The 16567-nt window shown below is 65.1% G+C and carries 9 protein-coding genes and 1 tRNA gene; 2 read left to right on the top strand and 8 right to left on the bottom strand.

The annotated features are described in order from the left end of the window. Positions 1-2: 2 nt before the first annotated feature. The 6 genes from H977_RS0109975 to H977_RS0109950 all read right to left on the bottom strand — a co-directional run bounded on the left by H977_RS0109975 (position 3) and on the right by H977_RS0109950 (position 5941). Positions 3-749, bottom strand: a complete 747-nt coding sequence (locus tag H977_RS0109975) for an ABC transporter ATP-binding protein (protein WP_029107730.1) — start codon at positions 747-749, stop codon at positions 3-5. After that, on the bottom strand, positions 733-1587 hold the full coding sequence (locus H977_RS0109970) for an ABC transporter ATP-binding protein (RefSeq protein WP_029107729.1): 855 nt from the start codon (positions 1585-1587) through the stop codon (positions 733-735). The genes H977_RS0109975 and H977_RS0109970 overlap by 17 nt, the downstream gene beginning before the upstream one ends. Beyond that, positions 1584-2786 (bottom strand): branched-chain amino acid ABC transporter permease, encoded by a 1203-nt coding sequence (locus tag H977_RS0109965; RefSeq protein WP_029107728.1) that lies wholly within the window; start codon positions 2784-2786, stop codon positions 1584-1586. The genes H977_RS0109970 and H977_RS0109965 overlap by 4 nt, the downstream gene beginning before the upstream one ends. After that, complete coding sequence (locus H977_RS0109960; protein WP_029107727.1) at positions 2783-3820, bottom strand: branched-chain amino acid ABC transporter permease; 1038 nt, start codon at positions 3818-3820, stop codon at positions 2783-2785. Before H977_RS0109960 ends, H977_RS0109965 begins: the two co-directional genes overlap by 4 nt. 85 nt (positions 3821-3905) lie before the next feature. Then, positions 3906-5117 carry a branched-chain amino acid ABC transporter substrate-binding protein gene (locus tag H977_RS0109955; RefSeq protein WP_029107726.1) on the bottom strand — a complete coding sequence of 404 codons (1212 nt, stop codon included), beginning with the start codon at positions 5115-5117 and terminating at the stop codon, positions 3906-3908. A gap of 197 nt (positions 5118-5314) precedes the next feature. Next, positions 5315-5941 carry an ANTAR domain-containing response regulator gene (locus H977_RS0109950; protein WP_029107725.1) on the bottom strand — a complete coding sequence of 209 codons (627 nt, stop codon included), beginning with the start codon at positions 5939-5941 and terminating at the stop codon, positions 5315-5317. Positions 5942-6024: 83 nt separating this feature from the next. On the opposite strand from H977_RS0109950, the gene H977_RS0109945 reads away from it, so the two are divergent. Next, positions 6025-6101, top strand: a tRNA-Leu gene (locus H977_RS0109945). 5 nt (positions 6102-6106) lie between these two features. On the opposite strand, the gene H977_RS0109940 is transcribed toward H977_RS0109945, so the two are convergent. Then, positions 6107-6289 (bottom strand): hypothetical protein, encoded by a 183-nt coding sequence (locus H977_RS0109940; RefSeq protein ID WP_029107724.1) that lies wholly within the window; start codon positions 6287-6289, stop codon positions 6107-6109. A gap of 143 nt (positions 6290-6432) precedes the next feature. Between H977_RS0109940 and H977_RS0109935 the strand changes: the two genes are divergently transcribed. After that, positions 6433-7107, top strand: a complete 675-nt coding sequence (locus H977_RS0109935; RefSeq protein WP_029107723.1) for a methyltransferase family protein — start codon at positions 6433-6435, stop codon at positions 7105-7107. A 21-nt stretch (positions 7108-7128) separates the two neighbouring features. Here H977_RS0109935 and H977_RS0109930 read toward each other — a convergent pair whose 3' ends face one another. Beyond that, the gene (locus tag H977_RS0109930; protein WP_081681672.1) at positions 7129-16557 is read right to left on the bottom strand and encodes a non-ribosomal peptide synthetase; all 9429 of its coding nucleotides are present in this window, start codon (positions 16555-16557) and stop codon (positions 7129-7131) included. Positions 16558-16567 lie beyond the last annotated feature (10 nt).

Below are 16567 nucleotides of genomic sequence, written 5' to 3'. Positions count from 1 at the left end.
GCCTACGCGACACCGAGGTAGGCGGCGCGAATGCTGTCGTCTGCCAACAATTCCCGCGCATCGCCGGTACGGGTGACATTGCCGGTCTCCAGGATGTAGGCCCGGTCTGACCGGCTCAGCGCCTGTTGGGCGTTCTGCTCGACCAGCAGCACCGTGGTGCCCTGGGTGTTGATCTCGGAAATGATCCTGAAGATCTGCGATATCACCATCGGAGCCAATCCCATCGACGGCTCGTCGAGCAGCAGTACCCTGGGCCGCGCCATCAGCGCCCGGCCGATGGCCAGCATCTGCTGCTCCCCGCCGGAGAGCGTGCCGCCCACCTGAGATCGCCGCTCGGCCAGCCGCGGGAACGTTGTGAACACCCAGTCCAACCGCTCGTCATGTTCCCCGCGGGACGCGAATTTACGTCCATAGCAGCCCATCTCGAGGTTCTCCACCACCGTCATCCCAGGGAAGACGCCGCGCCCCTCGGGGGCCTGGATCAATCCGTCGATGACGCGTTGGTGTGCCTTCACCCGGGAGATGTCGCGGCCCTCGAACCACACCGACCCGGAGGTCAAGGCCCGCAGACCTGAGATGGCCCGCATCATGGTGGTCTTGCCGGCCCCGTTGGAGCCCAGCAGCGTGACCAACTCCCCCTCGCGCACTACCAGCGATACACCGTGCAGTGCCTTGATGCGGCCGTAGTGCACCACCACGTCGCGGACTTCGAGCAACACCGGACGACTGGTCTCAACCGAGCTCGTCATCGGGCACCCCCAGATACGCGGCGATGACCGTCGGGTCTTCGCGGATTTCGTGTGGCAATCCGTCGGCGATCTTGCGGCCGAACTCCAGCACCACGATGCGGTCGGTCACGCCCATCACCAGACGCATATCGTGCTCGATCAACAGCACGGTGTAGCCGTCATCGCGGATCTTGCGGATCAACTCGATCAGTGACGCCTTCTCGGCCGGATTGAATCCGGCCGCCGGCTCGTCCAGACACAACAGCTTGGGCTCGGTGGCCAGCGCGCGAGCGATCTCGAGGCGGCGCTGATCACCGTAGGGCAGATTCTTGGCCTTCTCCTCGCCGCGATGGGCAATGCCGACGAAGTGCAGTAGTGCAGCCGCTCTTTCGATTGCCGACCGCTCCTCGCGGCGGTGCCGCGGCGATCGTGCCAACGCACCCGGCACCGAGGTCTTGTGCCGCGCGTCGGTTCCCACCATGACGTTCTCCAGCGCGGTCATCTCACCGAAGAGCCGGATGTTCTGGAACGTGCGGGCGATACCCCGGCGGGTGATCTGGTGACGCTTGATCCGGCCCAGCGGGGCACCGTCGAAGGTCACCGAACCCGCGCTGGGCCGGTACACGCCGGTGATCGCGTTGAAGCAGGTGGTCTTGCCCGCACCGTTGGGCCCGATCAGGCCCAGGATCTCACCGCGGCGGATGTTGAAGTTCACGGAGTCCAGCGCGACGAGGCCACCGAACCGCACCGTGAGATCCTTTATCTCCATCAGGATCTCGCCCTCGGCGGCCTGGATCTCGCGGTGCACGCCGGCCAGTTCCTCGACGCTCTCGGCCACACCGGGCATGGGCTCGCTCATCCCACCGGCTCCTTGTCCGTGTTGCCGCGCAACAACTGCCGAGCCGATCGCCCGTAAGTCAACAGCTGCTGACGCACCGGGAACAGGCCCTGCGGCCGGAAGATCATGAGGGCCACCAGCGCGAGACCGAAGAACAGATACTTGAGGTCACCGAGGTTGATGCCGAGGAACTCGACGCCCAGCAGCCGGTTGGGCAGATACACCACGATGAATGCGCCGAAGATGACACCGAGCTTGTTGCCCTGACCGCCGAGCACCACCGCGCACAGGAACAGCATCGAGTTGATGATGTTGAAGGTAGGCGGCGCGACGTACTGGACCTGGCCGGCATACAGCGCGCCCGAGAGGCCACCGATCGCGGCGCCGATCACGAACGCCCACAGTTTGAAACGGAACGTGTTGACGCCCATCACCTCTGCGGCGTCCTCATCTTCGCGGATCGCCACCCAGGCCCGCCCGACGCGGCTGCGTTCCAGGTTGCCCACCAGCAGGAGGATGCCGATCATGAGGATCAGGCCCAGCCAGAACCACCACGTGCCGTAGTTCGCCTCACCGGCCGAGTTACCGCTGGAGAACACACCGTTGGGAAGCTTCTCGCTCTCCCCCAGCCGCGGATACGCGACCTGGTTCAACCCGCGTGAACCATTGGTGACGTCGGACAGATTGTCGGCGAGCAGCCGGATGATCTCACCGAACCCGAGGGTGACGATCGCCAGATAGTCGCCGCGCAACCGCAGAGTGGGTGTCCCCAGGATGAGACCGGCCAGTGCGGTGACGGCCATGGCCAGCGGCACACAGGACAGCCAGGCCCAGTCCTTGCTGAAGAACCCGTCGGGGCCCACCTTGTTCCACGGGCTGTCGGGGCTGGTCAGCAGCGCGACCGTGTATGCGCCCACCGCGTAGAAGCCGACGTACCCGAGGTCCAGCAGACCGGCCTGCCCGACCACGACGTTGAGGCCGATGGCGATGATGGCGATCATCGCGAACTGTGCCATGGTGCCGCCGAAACTGATGCCGGTGGTGTTGAGGAAGCTGGGCGTGAACAACGGCAGCAGCGCCAGGAAGCCGAAACCGACCACCCCGACAAGCCATTTGGCCGCGCGCGGCAGCGTCGACCATGCGCCGCGAAGGGCGTCGCCCGGAGCCAGCAACGTCTTGGTCACCGACCCGGCGGTCTCTGAACCGTGATGCTCGCTCATACCCGCGCCTTCCCGAGGCTCTCACCGAGTATGCCCGTCGGCCGGAACAGCAGGACCAGCACCAGCAGAACGAACGCCACGACATCCCGCCACTGCGTTCCGAACACCGCCTGCCCGTAGTTCTCCATGATGCCCAACAGCAGACCGCCCAGCAGCGCGCCACGGAGATTGCCGATACCGCCGAGCACCGCCGCCGAGAATGCCTTGATGCCGAGCAGGAATCCGCCCGAGTAGATGATGCCCTGGGGCACCTTCAACGTGTAGAGCAGCGCCGCGGCGCCCGCCAGCAGGCCGCCGATGAGGAAGGTCCGCATGATGATGCGTTCCCGGGAGACGCCCATCAACGTGGCCGTTGTCGGGTCCTGAGCGACGGCCCGGATGCCGCGGCCGAACTTGGTGCGGTTGATCGCGATGTCGGTCAACACGGCCAGCACCAGAGCTGCGCCCACGATCACCAGCGTCACGTTCGACACCGTGGCACCGAAAATCGTGAACTGCGCCTTGGGCTGGACCAGGACGATCGGTTGTTGAGCGTTGCTGCCGCCGTAACCCTTCAAGAGTTTGGGCAACACGAAATGCACGAACTCCTGCAGGACGAACGACATTCCGATGGCTGTGATGAGAAAGGTCAGCGCGCGGGCATTGCGTTTTCGCAGCGGCCGGTAGGCGATGAGTTCCAGACCGACCGCCGCCGATCCCGAGACCAGCATCGCGAACAGCATGGCGATGCCGAGATACAGCACGGTCAGCGCGACACCCTTGTTGTAGGCGTTACCGCTCGGGGTGAAACCGAGAATCACGTCCAGACAGAAGTAGGCGCCGAACATGCCCAGCATGAAGATCTCGGAATGGGCGAAGTTGATCAGGCGCAGCACGCCGAACACCAGGGTGTAACCGACCGCCACCAACGCGTAGATCGCGCCCCACGACAGACCGTCGATCGTCAACTGCCAGAAGCCGTCTCGCAGGCCATCCAGATTGAAACTGATGTTGGATGCCAGGCAGGCGGACTGCTCGACGCACTGGTGGATCATCCGGCGGCGGCTCCTGACTTTCGTGGTGTGTAACGAAACGCGTCCGAGTCCTGGTGCCGGTCTCGGACGCGTTTCGCCTGGTGGGCTACTTGACTTCGTACATCCAGATCAAGGTGGTGGTGAGCTCGCCCTTGTCGGTCCACTGGTACTTACGGCCCACTCCCTGTCCCTCGTACTTGCGGACGAAGTCCAGCAGAGCCGGCCGGGTGATGGCACCCGAGTCGATGCCCTTGAGCAGGATGGTGCCCAGGTCATAACCCTCGGTGCTGTACGTGCCGGGTGCCTGGTTGAACTTCTTGGTGTACTCGTCGGCGAACGCCCCGGTGGCCGGACCACACGGGCACGACAGCAAGGCGCCCTTCGACGATTCGCCGGCCTGCTTGACGAACTCGGGGTCCTTGGTGCCGTCGGCGCTGACGAACGTCGCCGTCACACCGCCGTCCTTGAGCTGCTGGACGAAGGGCGCGGCCTCGGAGTAGTAGCCGCTGTAGAACACCGAATCCGGTGCGGCACCCTTGATCTGGGTGACCGCGGCCGAGAACTCCTTGTCCCCCTTCTTCACCGAGATGTTGCACGACGAATCAGCAACCGGGCCCAGGGTTTCACGCACAGCCTGGGCCAGGCCGAGCCCGTAGTCGGTACTGTCGTCGACCACGCACACCTTCTTGTTGCCGAGCGTGTTCTTGAGGTAGTTCGCCACCGCGGGTCCCTGAACGCCGTCGTTGGCCAGGCCACGGAAGAAGGTCCGCCACCCGTTCTCACTCAACGTGACGTTGGTGGCCGACGCGGTGGCCGCGACCAGTCCGGCCTGGTTGAACACGTCACCGGTGGCCTTGGTCTCGCCGGAGAACGCCGGCCCGACAAGGCCGACGATGAACGCCTCGTCGACGATCTGCGGGGCCACGCCGGTGGCCTTCTGCGGATCACCCTCGGTGTCAAAGCTCTTGAGCTGCACCTGGCAACCAGCGTTGGCCGCGTTGTGCTTGTCGATCGCCAGCTGCACACCGTTCTTGATGTTGATGCCGAGGGCAGCGTCCGGACCGTTGAGCGCGCCCATCATGCCGATCATCACCGGCGGGCAGTTGGCCTTACCGTCACCGGCGGGATCGGCGGGAGCGATGTCCCCGGCTGCCTTGACCTCGGCACCGTTCTCGTCGATCTGAACCTTCTCGACGATCTTCAAATCGGTCTGCGATGTCTCACCTTCCGGCGAGGATTGGTTACAGCCGGCAATCGCCAGCGCAACCACACCCGCACTTCCGAGAGCAAATGCTTTCCGTGCCACGCGACCGCGCACGCTTCACCTCCGGGTCAGAGTTGTCAGCGGCACCGGCGCCCTGACCTGTGAAGGCCCGGGCGCCGATGCTTCGGGTAGAACATAGCCAACCACCGGCCGGAGTGCGGGATGTTGAGTGAATGGTTCTGTCGCGGGTACTGGCTGAACGCGGAATATCGGCCCGGCAGAAACGCACAATTAACAACCGGGCCGACGATTCAGTTCTCCTCGGCGGGCGCTTCCTCGGAATCCTCAAGGGTCTCCAGCACCACCTCGGCCACGCGTTTCATGGTGGTTCGCCGGTCCATCGCGGCCCGCTGAATCCACTTGAACGCCTCGGGCTCCGTCATCTGGTGTTTGCTCTGCAGCAAACCCTTGGCTCGCTCGACCAGCTTGCGGGTCTCGAGCCGATCGCCGAGCGTCGCCACTTCGTTTTCCAGCGCGGCGATCTCGCTGAACCGGCTGACCGCCACCTCGATGGCCGGCACCAGATCAGTGATGCTGAAGGGCTTGACGAGGTAGGCCATCGCCCCGGCATCGCGGGCCCGCTCGACCAGCTCCCGCTGGCTGAACGCGGTCAGGATGACGATCGGAGCGATGCGCTTGCTGGCGATCTCCGAGGCCGCGTCGATCCCGTCGCGGCGGGGCATCTTGACGTCCATGATCACCAGGTCCGGGCGTAGCGACTCGGCGAGTTCGACGGCCTCCTGGCCGTCGCCCGCCTCACCGACGACCTCGTAGCCCTCTTCTCGGAGCATCTCCGCGAGGTCCAGGCGGATGAGCGCTTCGTCCTCGGCGACGAGCACGCGGCGTGGTCTGTCAGCGTCATTCGGTGACCCGGTCATGGGAGACATTGTGTCGTGGAGGCCGGAGTTCGGCGAGCGCGGGGCCATCCTCTATGGTGGTAGGCCGCAGTACTGATCGGCACGCCCTCGTATCCCAACTGGCAGAGGAAACGGATTCAAAACCCGTACAGTGTGAGTTCGAATCTCACCGAGGGCACCACGCTGTCACTGGAAGGCAGTGGCGCAAGCGAAGAGCGCGGCTCCTAGATACCCGATCAGCGCGGCGCCGAACAACCCGCTCAGCCCCTTCACCATCCAGGTCTTCTGGATGGCCGCGGCCCAGATCAAGCCGCCGTAGCCGAGTATCGCCAGAACGACACCGAGTGCCGCTCCCCCGCGCCCCTGCATCGCAGCCGGTCCGAAAGGGCGCTGAACCCCGGACGGCGGCTTGGGATCAATCGCACCCTTTTGCCCTCCCGCCGACGGTAGGTTGGGCCGAGCGCCGCGTTGCACCCGCCGCGGTTGTGCTGCGGCGAACGACAGGAGGATGCGTGAAAGCCGTTGCGCGAGTGGTGGCATTCGGGCTGATCGAACTCATCGTCTTCGGCTTGGTCCTGTTCTCGCTCGCCGGAACACTCGACTTCTGGCAGGCCTGGGTTTTCCTCGCGGTGTTCGCGCTGTCGACATGGATCCCCAGCATCTATCTGCAACGCGCAGATCCCGAGGCGCACCAACGGCGTAAGCATGCGGGACCGGCAGCGGAAACCCGAATGGTGCAGAAGATCCTCATCGCCGGCTGGTACCTGTCCCTGGCCGCGATGGTCGTGGTCAGCGCCCTTGACCATCGTTTCAATTGGTCGTCGGTACCAGGGGTGATCTGCGTGGCCGGCGACGTTCTGGTCGCCGTCGGGTTGGGCGTCACGAGCCTCGTGGTGATCCAGAACAGCTTCGCGGCCTCCACCGTGCAGGTGGAGACGGGCCAGAAGCTGGCCTCCACCGGCCTGTACGGGCTGGTGCGTCATCCGATGTACACCGGCAACGTGCTGACAATCGTCGGCTTCCCGCTGGCGCTCGGCTCCTACTGGGGACTTCTGCCTGTCCTACCCGGCCTCATCGTGCTGATCGTCCGCATCCGGGACGAGGAGAAACTGCTCGTCGAAGAGTTGGACGGGTACCGCGAATACGCGCAGAAAGCGCGCTACCGCCTGGTGCCCTATATGTGGTGACCGGGACGCATCAACCGCCGGTCATTCGAGAGCGGATGCGTTGGACAACCGCTGCGCCAAGCTCCGTACGGACGGGGCGTCAATCAACGTGAGCATCGTGAGTTCGACGTCGAGGGCCCCGTTGATCGCGGCGATGGCACGCATCGCAGCAATCGAATCGCCGCCCGAATCGAAGAACGACTCCTCCACCCCGACCCGGTCCACGCCCAGCACCTCGGCATAGATGCCGGCCAGGATCTGCTCGATCAAGGTGGCCGGCGGGCGGTACGCACCACCGGTGTCAGGTACGTCGGACACCGACACGGCCCTGACGCCCGGCTGCCCCGACCCTGGCGTGCGGCCCCACCCGTCCAACCGATCGGTCTTCGTCAGCAGTCCCAGGGACGACACGCGGCGCCCCGGATGGGCCGCCATCTCCACCAGCACCTTCTTGAAGCGTTCCATCAGCGCTTCGATGGTTTCCGCGGCGAACACATCGGTGTCGTATTGAACGCGGAGCTCCAACTCACGACCCGGACCGGCTTGCACCGAGATCGGATAGTGGTAGTAGTCGCGGCTGCTGAAACCGGTAATGGTCAATCCGTCGTCACCCGGTTGCGTCTTGGCCTCGGTCGGATAGTTCTCATAGACGAACACGGTGTCGAACAGGCTGTCCTGGCCGGTCATGCGGTGGATGTCGCTGAGCGCCACGTGCTGGTGCTCGAGCGTGTCGTTGTGGGCGCTCTGTAGTTGATCCAGCAGATCGGCCGTGGTGGTGGCCGGTGTGAAGGTGGCGCGCACCGGCACGGTGTTGATCAGCAGACCGACCATCGAATCCGCGCCATCGACCTCGGGAGGTCTGCCCGAGACGACCGTTCCGAACGCGACGTCAGGTTGGCCGGTCAGCCAGCTCAGCAGCAGCGCCCATGCGCCCTGCAGTACGACGTTCACGGTGGTGTGATGTGCGCGGGCCAACTTGGTGAGGGCGCGTGTGGTCCTCGCCTGCACCCGATACGAGGCGACGCGACGCTGCCCGAACCGCAGCTTCTGCGGCGGTCCGACAAGAATGGGCGTGTCAAAACCGGCCAGCACCTCACGCCAGGCTGCGTGGGCGGCACGGTGGTCGCGTTCGGACAGCCACGTCACGAAACTGCGGTACGGCGAGGCCGCGGGGAGCCGCACCCCCTGGTAGCAGGCGAAGATCTCCTGCATCAGGATCGGCATCGACCAGCCGTCGAGCACGATGTGATGATTGGTCAGGACGAACCGGTGCCTGCCTTCCGCGATGCGGATGAGGGCGGCCCGGAAGGCCGGCTGGTTCTCGAGATCGCACACCGCCGCCCGCTCGTCCGCACATATCTGCTCTACCTCTTGGTCGGCGCCAATTCCCTTGGCGCCCAACTCGACATACCGCCAGGGCGCCACCGGGTCAGCGGGAATGACCTGCACCGGTTGCTCGAATTGTGGGCAGAAGCGAGCCGCCAGATGCGGATGCCTGCTGACCACTGCCTGCACGGCGTCACGGAGCCGCCGAACGTCGAGCGGACCGCTCAGTGCCAGATCCAGCTGCACCGCGTAGACGTCGTCGCCGGAGCAGTTCGCGATGCCGGCGTGATACAGAAGCCCCTGCTGCAGCGGCGTCAGAAGAAGCACGTCGGCGATGGGAAATTCGCCGTAGAGAGTGTCGATCTGCTGCTGGCTCAGCCGAGCCGGGGCGATGTCGGACGGGGTCAGCCCGCCCCCGCCCCGCCTCACGTGGGCGCAGATGCCCGCGAGCGCGTCGAACCATAACCGGCTGATCCGGGTGACGGCTGTGCGGTCCAGCGCGCTGGGCGCCCACGTCCAGGTGGCGTTCAGATGCGGACCGGTGTCGGTGTCGATCGTGACGGCATTGAGCTCCACGGAGTGCGCCAGCGCGATGGGCATCGCACCGGCGGCGCCGGTCAACGACAGACCTTCCTGACTGAAGCGCCACACATCACCAGATGCATAGGCCGCTGGGGAGCCCAGCCGTCCGAGATAGTTGAATCCGATCACGGGATCGGCTGCCGGCAGCTCCACCTCGGGGTTGAGGTAGCGCAGCAGACCGTAGGTCAGACCGTCGGGCAGAGATCGAAGTTGCTCTTTGGCGTCTTTGATCACCGCGCCGAGCGCTGCGTCACCGGCCACCACCTGAGTCCAGCGCAACCCGCCGCCCCGGCCGCCGAAGCTCAACGACACCGGGTACTTGGTGGTGAACCACCCGACGGTGCGTGACACGTCGATGTCTCTGTCCTCACCGCCGCCCAAGCCGGCCACATCGTCTTGGCGCCCGTGCCCCTCGACGTCGATCGCGATCGGTGCGCCGCCGGTACCCAGGTATTGCGCCCACGCCAAAGCGAAAGCGATCAACAGGATCTCGTGCACACCGGCGTGAAATGCCGCAGGCACATCGCCGAGCAGCATGTGGGTGGTCTCCGCATCCAGGAACTCGGTCAGGTATCCGGCGGTGGCGAACGTGTCATCTGACGGTTGCGGTGACGGCAACGCGGCGGGGATCGATGCCACCTGCCGCCACACGTCGGCCTGGGTGACGACGTCGGGATGACACGCGTACCCGGAAAGCAGTTCGGCCCAACTGGGAAACGACGTTCCTGCCGGCGGCAGCAGCACGGGTTGCCCGCCGCGATGCTGAGTCCACGCGATATTGATGTCCTCCAACACAATTCGCCATGACACACCGTCGATGGCCAAATGGTGAACGACCAACGCCAGCTGTCCCGTGGACGAGCTCCACACCGCGCTCACCATCGCTCCGGCGGCGGGAGACAACCGTGACCGTGCCGCCGCGAGGGCGTCCTCGGTCAACAGGTCCACGGTGCACAGGTACGCACGGGCGTCCACCGTTTGTGCCTCCGGCACCGTCAGCGACCATCCGCCCGCCCCGTCGTCCTCGGCGCGCAGGCGCAACATTCCGTGCCGATCGAGCAGGGCCTGCAACACGATCACCACGTCGTTCTCGGCGGCACCGGTGGGGGCTTGCAGCACCACGGTCTGGTTGAACTCGTCGATCGGGCCGTCGGGACTTTCGAGGCTTTTGAGCCACCGCATGATCGGCGTCGCCACCACAGGGCCTAGCCCCTCGTCGATCACGCTGCCGGTGTTGTCGGCCATCCGCACCACCCGCGCCAACCGGGCGACGGTCTGCTGGACGAAGATGTCGCGCGGGCGACCTGTCAGGCCGGCACTGTGGGCGCGCCATATCACCTGAATGGCCGAAATGCTGTCGCCACCAAGGTCGAAGAACGAATCGTCAACGCCGACCTGCTCGAGTCCGAGGACCTGGGCGAAGATGTCGGCCAGCATCTCCTCGATGCGAGTTGCCGGGGCGCGGTAGTGGTCGATGTCTTGGTATTCGGGTGCCGGCAGCGCACGCGTGTCGAGTTTGCCGTTGACCGTCAACGGCAATGCGTCGATGGTGACGACCGCAACCGGCACCATGTAGGACGGCAGCGTCTCCCCCAGCGCCGCACGCACTTCGGCAGGATCGGCGGCGCCGGTGACGTAGCCGACCAGGCGCTTGTCCCCGGGGCGTTCCTCACGGGCGATCACCACTGCCTGCTCGACACCGTCCAAAGCCATCAGTGCCGATTGAATCTCGCCCAACTCGATGCGATAACCACGGATCTTGACCTGCTCGTCGGCACGACCGAGGTAGTGCAGTTCCCCGTCCGAACGCCAGCAGACCAGGTCCCCGGTGCGATACATCCGCATTCCGGGTGTCCCGAACGGACATGCCACGAACCTCGTCCCACTCAAACCGGGCCGGCCCACGTACCCGGCGGCCAACCCCGCACCGGCGACGTACAACTCGCCCACGACACCGACTGGCATCGGTCGCAACCAACGATCGAGCACGAAAAAAGCCAGATGCTTCAGCGGAACGCCGATCGGACTGGTCGCGACGTCGACATCACCGGAAGTGATCTCACGGAACGAGGCATGCACCGTCGTCTCGGTGATCCCGTACATATTGATCAACCGCGGCAATGCCGGATGGTCCTGCAGCCACTCCGCCAAACGCGTAGGGTCCAGCGCCTCACCGCCGAACACGACCAGGTCGAGTTCCAGCTCGGATCCGGATGCCGGTGAGAGTTCATCGACGGATTGCAGCGCATAGAACGCCGACGGCGTCTGACTCAACACGCTGACGCGTTCATCGATCAGCAGGGCGTGGAGTTCCTCGGGAGAACGCGCCACCGAATCGGACACCACGACCAGTCGCCCACCGTGCAGCAGTGCACCGAAGATCTCCCACACGGAGAAGTCGAAGGCCAACGAATGGCAATGCGCCCAAACCTGTTCCGTCGACAGCTCCAGATATTCGTCCAGCGCCTGCAAGAGTCGGGTCACGTTGCGGTGCGGGATCGCCACACCCTTGGGCACACCCGTGGTACCCGAGGTGTAGATCAGATACGCGATGTCGTCCGGCGCCGGACCTGGCACCGTGGTGTCCGGCTGACCGGCCACCACGGCGTCGTCGATCGCGATCACTGTCAATTGATGCCCCGCCAGGCGATCGGCGAGGTCCGTTGTGGTGACAGCCGCCAGCGGCGCGGAATCGGTGAGGACGAAGTCCAATCGGGAATCGGGCACCGTGGGGTCGATCGGTACATACGCCGCACCGGTTTTGAGAACCGCGACGATCGCGACGATCGCCTCGACCGAGCGGGAGAACAGCACCGCGACCCGCTGGCCCGGCGCCGCGCCCTGCTCGAGGAGCAGGTGTGCCAACCGGTTTGCGGCCCGATCGAGATCGCCGTAGGTGATGTGGCTTCCGTCGAAGCTGACTGCCACCGCACCGGCGTCTCGGGCGACCTGCGCCTCGAACAGCGCCGGCAGCGACGCCGGCGCGGGCGATGGGCGGATCAGCGCCGCGCGGTTGCCCACTGTGTCCAGGCGTACCTGTTCTTCGGTATCGACCACATCGATCGACGACAGGCGCCGGGTCGGGTCGGCCGCCATCGCCGTGAGCACCCGCTGCAGCCGATCGATCAGCGTTTCCACGGTGCTGGTGTCGTATACGTCCGTGCGGAACTCAACCGTGCCGGAAATCCCTGCGGCCTGCCCGGTTTCATCCCAGCGTTCGGCCAGCGAAAAGGACAGGTCCATCCGGGCGGTGTGAGTGTCCAGCGGCAGCTGGGTGGCCCGCAGATCCCCGAGAGCGAACCCGCCGTCAGCCGTGCCGGTCTGTCCGGGGACGTTCTGCCAGGCCAGCATGACCTGGACCAGAGGGTGGTGAGTCAGCGAACGGGTCGGGTTGAGCCGCTCGACGAGCACCTCGAACGGCACATCTTGGTGCTCGAAGGCGCTGAGGCTGTCGGCTCGTACCTTTGCCAGCACCTCGGTGATACTCGGGTCTCCTGCCAGATCCACCCGGAGCACCAAGGTGTTGACGAAGAACCCGACCAACTCATCGAGGGTCGGATCACGGCGCCCGGCAATCGGGAAGCCCACCGCCACATCCGAACTGGAGCTCAGCTTCGATAGCAAGGTCAGCAGCGCCGCTTGGACCACCATGAATTTGGTCGCATCGTGGTCGCGCGCCAGGCGAGCAACCTGCTGCTGCAGGTCGGCCGGCCACTCCACATCAATCCGGCCACCACGTTGATCAGCCACCAAAGGGTACGGACGGTCGGTGGGCAGCATCAGGCGTTCGGGCATGCCCGCCAGGTTGTCGGCCCAGAATGTCAGTTGCCGGGAGATGCGGCTGTCGGTGTCCTCGAGATCGCCGAGCAGCGCACGCTGCCACAACGTGTAGTCCGCATACTGGACCGCCAGCGGCTCCCAGTCGGGGGCATGCCCTTCGCACCGGCAGGCGTAGGCCCTGCCCAGATCGGTCACCAGCGGTGTGATCGACCACCCGTCGGCGGCAATATGGTGCACCAGCACAACCAGGACGTGTTCCTCGTCGGCGACGCGGAAAATCATTGCGCTCAACGGGATCTCGGTAGCCAGGTCGAAACTGTGCCGGGCCGCCTCCTCGATCGCGTCCTGCAGGCGGCTTTCCGGCCAACCCGCGGCGTCGACGACGTCCCAGCTGAACCCCGTCTGATCCGCCGGAACGATCAGTTGCTGAGGTGTTCCGTCCACCGTCGGGAACAGGGTACGCAGGCTCTCGTGGCGCTCGAGCACGTCCACGAAAGCCGCGCCCAGCGCGTCGACATCGAGCGACCCTTCGAGGCGCAAACCCGCCGCCAGGTTGTATACCGGTGAAGGCCCCTGCAATTGGTCGATGAACCACAACCGGCTCTGAGCGAAGGACAACGGCATCACCGCCGGCCGTTCGGCCGCCAGCAAGGGCTGCGCCCGACGTTCTTCACCACCGATCCGGAGCGCCAATTGGGCAACCGTCGGAGCGTCGAACACGACCCGCTCTTCAAGGGCGGCGTCCAAGGTTCGGTTGAGCGCGGCGACCAGGCGCATGGCCTGCAACGAATCCCCGCCGAGATCGAAGAAGGAGTCGTCGACGCTGATGTGGTTCAGGCCGAGGATCTGGGCGTAGATGCCGGCCAGGATTTCCTCGGTGGGCGTGGTCGGGGCTCGGTGTTGGTCGGTGTGCTGGTATCGCGGTGCGGGTAGAGCCTTTTTGTCGAGTTTGCCGTTGACGGTCAGTGGCCACGTTTCGATGGCCACGACGGCGGTGGGCACCATATAGGGCGGGAGTGTCTGGGTAAGTGCGGTACGCGCCTTGTCCGGGTCGGCGGTGCCGGTGACGTAGCCGACCAGACGCTTGTCGCCGGGCCGGTCTTCGCGGGCGATCACCACTGCCTGTTCGACACCGTCCACAGCGCTCAGCGCAGCCTGGATTTCACCCAACTCGATGCGGTAGCCACGGATCTTGACCTGCTCATCGGCACGGCCTAGATAGCGCAGCTGTCCGTCTGGGCCCCACGACACCAGATCTCCGGTGCGATACATCCGAATCCCCGGAGCATCGGCGTCACCGAACGGACACGCCACATACCGTGTCGCGCTCAACCCGGGCCGGCCCACATAGCCATAACCCAAACCCGCACCGGCCACATACAACTCACCCACCACACCGGCGGGCACCGGGCGCAACCATCCATCGAGCACGAAAAACGCCAGATCAGCCAACGGCACACCGATCGGCGAAACTCCGTTGCCCACATCGGCAGTAGTGATCTCCCGCAACGAGGCATGCACCGTCGTCTCGGTGATCCCATACATATTGATGAGCCGCGGCAGCCTCGGATGTTCGGTCAGCCACGGGCTCAGGCGCGGCGGGTCCAGCGCCTCGCCGCCGAACACCACGAGCTCGAGTGCGATCTGGGTTTCCGGCTGGGTGGCGTCTACCTCGTGCAGTGCATAGAACGCTGCCGGCGTCTGGCTCAGCACCCTCACGTGTTCATCGACGAGCAGGGAGTGGAACTCCTCGGGTGACCGTGTTACCGGTTCGGGCACCACCACCAACCTGCCGCCGTGCAGCAGTGCCCCGAAAATCTCCCACACCGAAAAATCGAAAGCCAACGAATGACACTGCGTCCACACCTGACCCGCCGACAACCCCAGCTCACGGTCCACGTCACTGAGCAACCGCGCCACATTCCGATGCGCAACCGCCACACCCTTGGGCACACCCGTCGTACCCGAGGTATAGATCACATACGCGACATCATCAGCCGCCACATCCACTTTCGGCGCGGTACCGGGCTGACCATAGACCGCACGGTCGTCGATGTCGATCACCGTCAGTCCACGCCCGCCCAACCGACCCATCAGATCAGCGGTGGTGACCACAGCGATCGGCGCCGAGTCGGCCAGCACGAAATCCACACGCGCATCAGGCATCGACGGATCGATCGGCACGTACGCCGCACCGGTCTTCAGCACCCCCAAGATCGCCACGACCGCCTCAACCGACCGCGCGAACACCAACGCCACCCGCCGGCCAGGCCCCACACCCCGCTCAAGAAGCAAGTGCGCCAACCGATTCGAAGCCGCGTCCAGCCCGCGGTACGACATCGAACTGTCACCGAAGCTGACCGCCACCGCCCCCGGGTCACGAGCCACCTGCCGAGCGAACAACACCGGAACCGACACCGGCGCCGGCACCGCCAACGCCAACGCCGCCCGGTTCCCCCACTCGTCGAGCTCCTCGAGCGCTTCACGGACGTCGACCGCCGGAAGCAACCGGCCGGGGTCGGCGCTCATCGAACTCAGAACCCGCTCGAACCTGTCGGCCAATTGTCGGGCGCGGCAACCGACAAACAACTGGCCGACGCCCGTCGTGCTGAGGAAGAGTTCGTCGTCCTCCTGGAGGAAGACCAGACCAAACTGATCTACCAGGCCGGTATGGGTGACAGTGCCCGTTGCCGGAGCACCATGGAAATCCGCTCTCGGAATGGTCGGGATGAAATTGATCGCTGCGCGGGCGGACGGCTGCCCGGTACCCCGGAATCGCGACGTGTTCTCGATAGCCCGGAGCGGGAACCGTTGATGGCGCAGCGCTTCTCGTATCCGCTGGTCCACGTGCCCACACAAGTCCGCCACGGTGGACCGGGCGGACATATCCACGATCAACGGCACGACGCCGGAGATCATCCCGGGCACCATCAATGCCTCGGGACGCACCCGTCGACTCACCGGAAAATCGAGTGCGACCTCGGACCCCCCGATCTCGCCATGCACCAGTAACGCGTATGCCGCGGCGATCACGGAAGCGCGGCGCACCCCAAGAGCTTTCGCCAGACCGCGCGCTCGGGCTACGACGGAGGAGTCGAGTTGGATTGGCGCGGAGGGCTCATACTCGCCTGCTTGGTTTGCGACCCCGCGCGCCGGCCCGTGGCTGTGATCAGTCTCGGGCGGGATATTCTCGGCCCAGTACGCCTGATCGTCGAGGTAATCTTCGGTAGCCTCATAGTCCGACTCGCAGTCGATCAGGCTCTTCAATGAGCCGAAGATCGCAGGTGGCATCGGCGCGTCACGGGCGATTGCTGTGTAGGCAGCGGCAATCTGGTGGCACACGAGGCCCATGCCGATTCCGTCGATCGCGATGTGGTGACAGCACACAAAAAAGTAGAACTCGTCGGCGCGCGTCTGTAGCAGCGCGAACTTGAACAACGGACCGGTGAGCGCCATCGGCACCTGCCGGATCGATGACGCCATCCGATACGCATCTCGTACCGGATCAGAGGAACCAGTCAGATCATGGTGGGCGAGCTGAACATCCGGATAGTCGACGACGGTCTGGAATACCTGGCCGTCTGATTCGGCGAAAGCGGTTCTGAGTGGTTCGGCCTCATGCACCACATGACGAATCGCCTGTGCGAGCACATCGTGCTCGATGGCGCCATCGATCCGCGCCAGCATGCCCAGCTGCCACTTGACACCCGCTCGGCCTGTTTCCTCCGAAAGCCAGATGTCCAACTGGCCCCGCGTCAGCGGGAGTCTCTCATCACATTCCATCGGTCGCGGC

The organism is Mycobacterium sp. URHD0025 (assembly GCF_000426065.1).
In the GTDB taxonomy this organism is placed as follows: Bacteria; Actinomycetota; Actinomycetes; order Mycobacteriales; family Mycobacteriaceae; genus Mycobacterium.
Note: the sequence above shows the minus strand (reverse complement) of the source record. Positions and strands in the feature narration are given on the sequence as shown.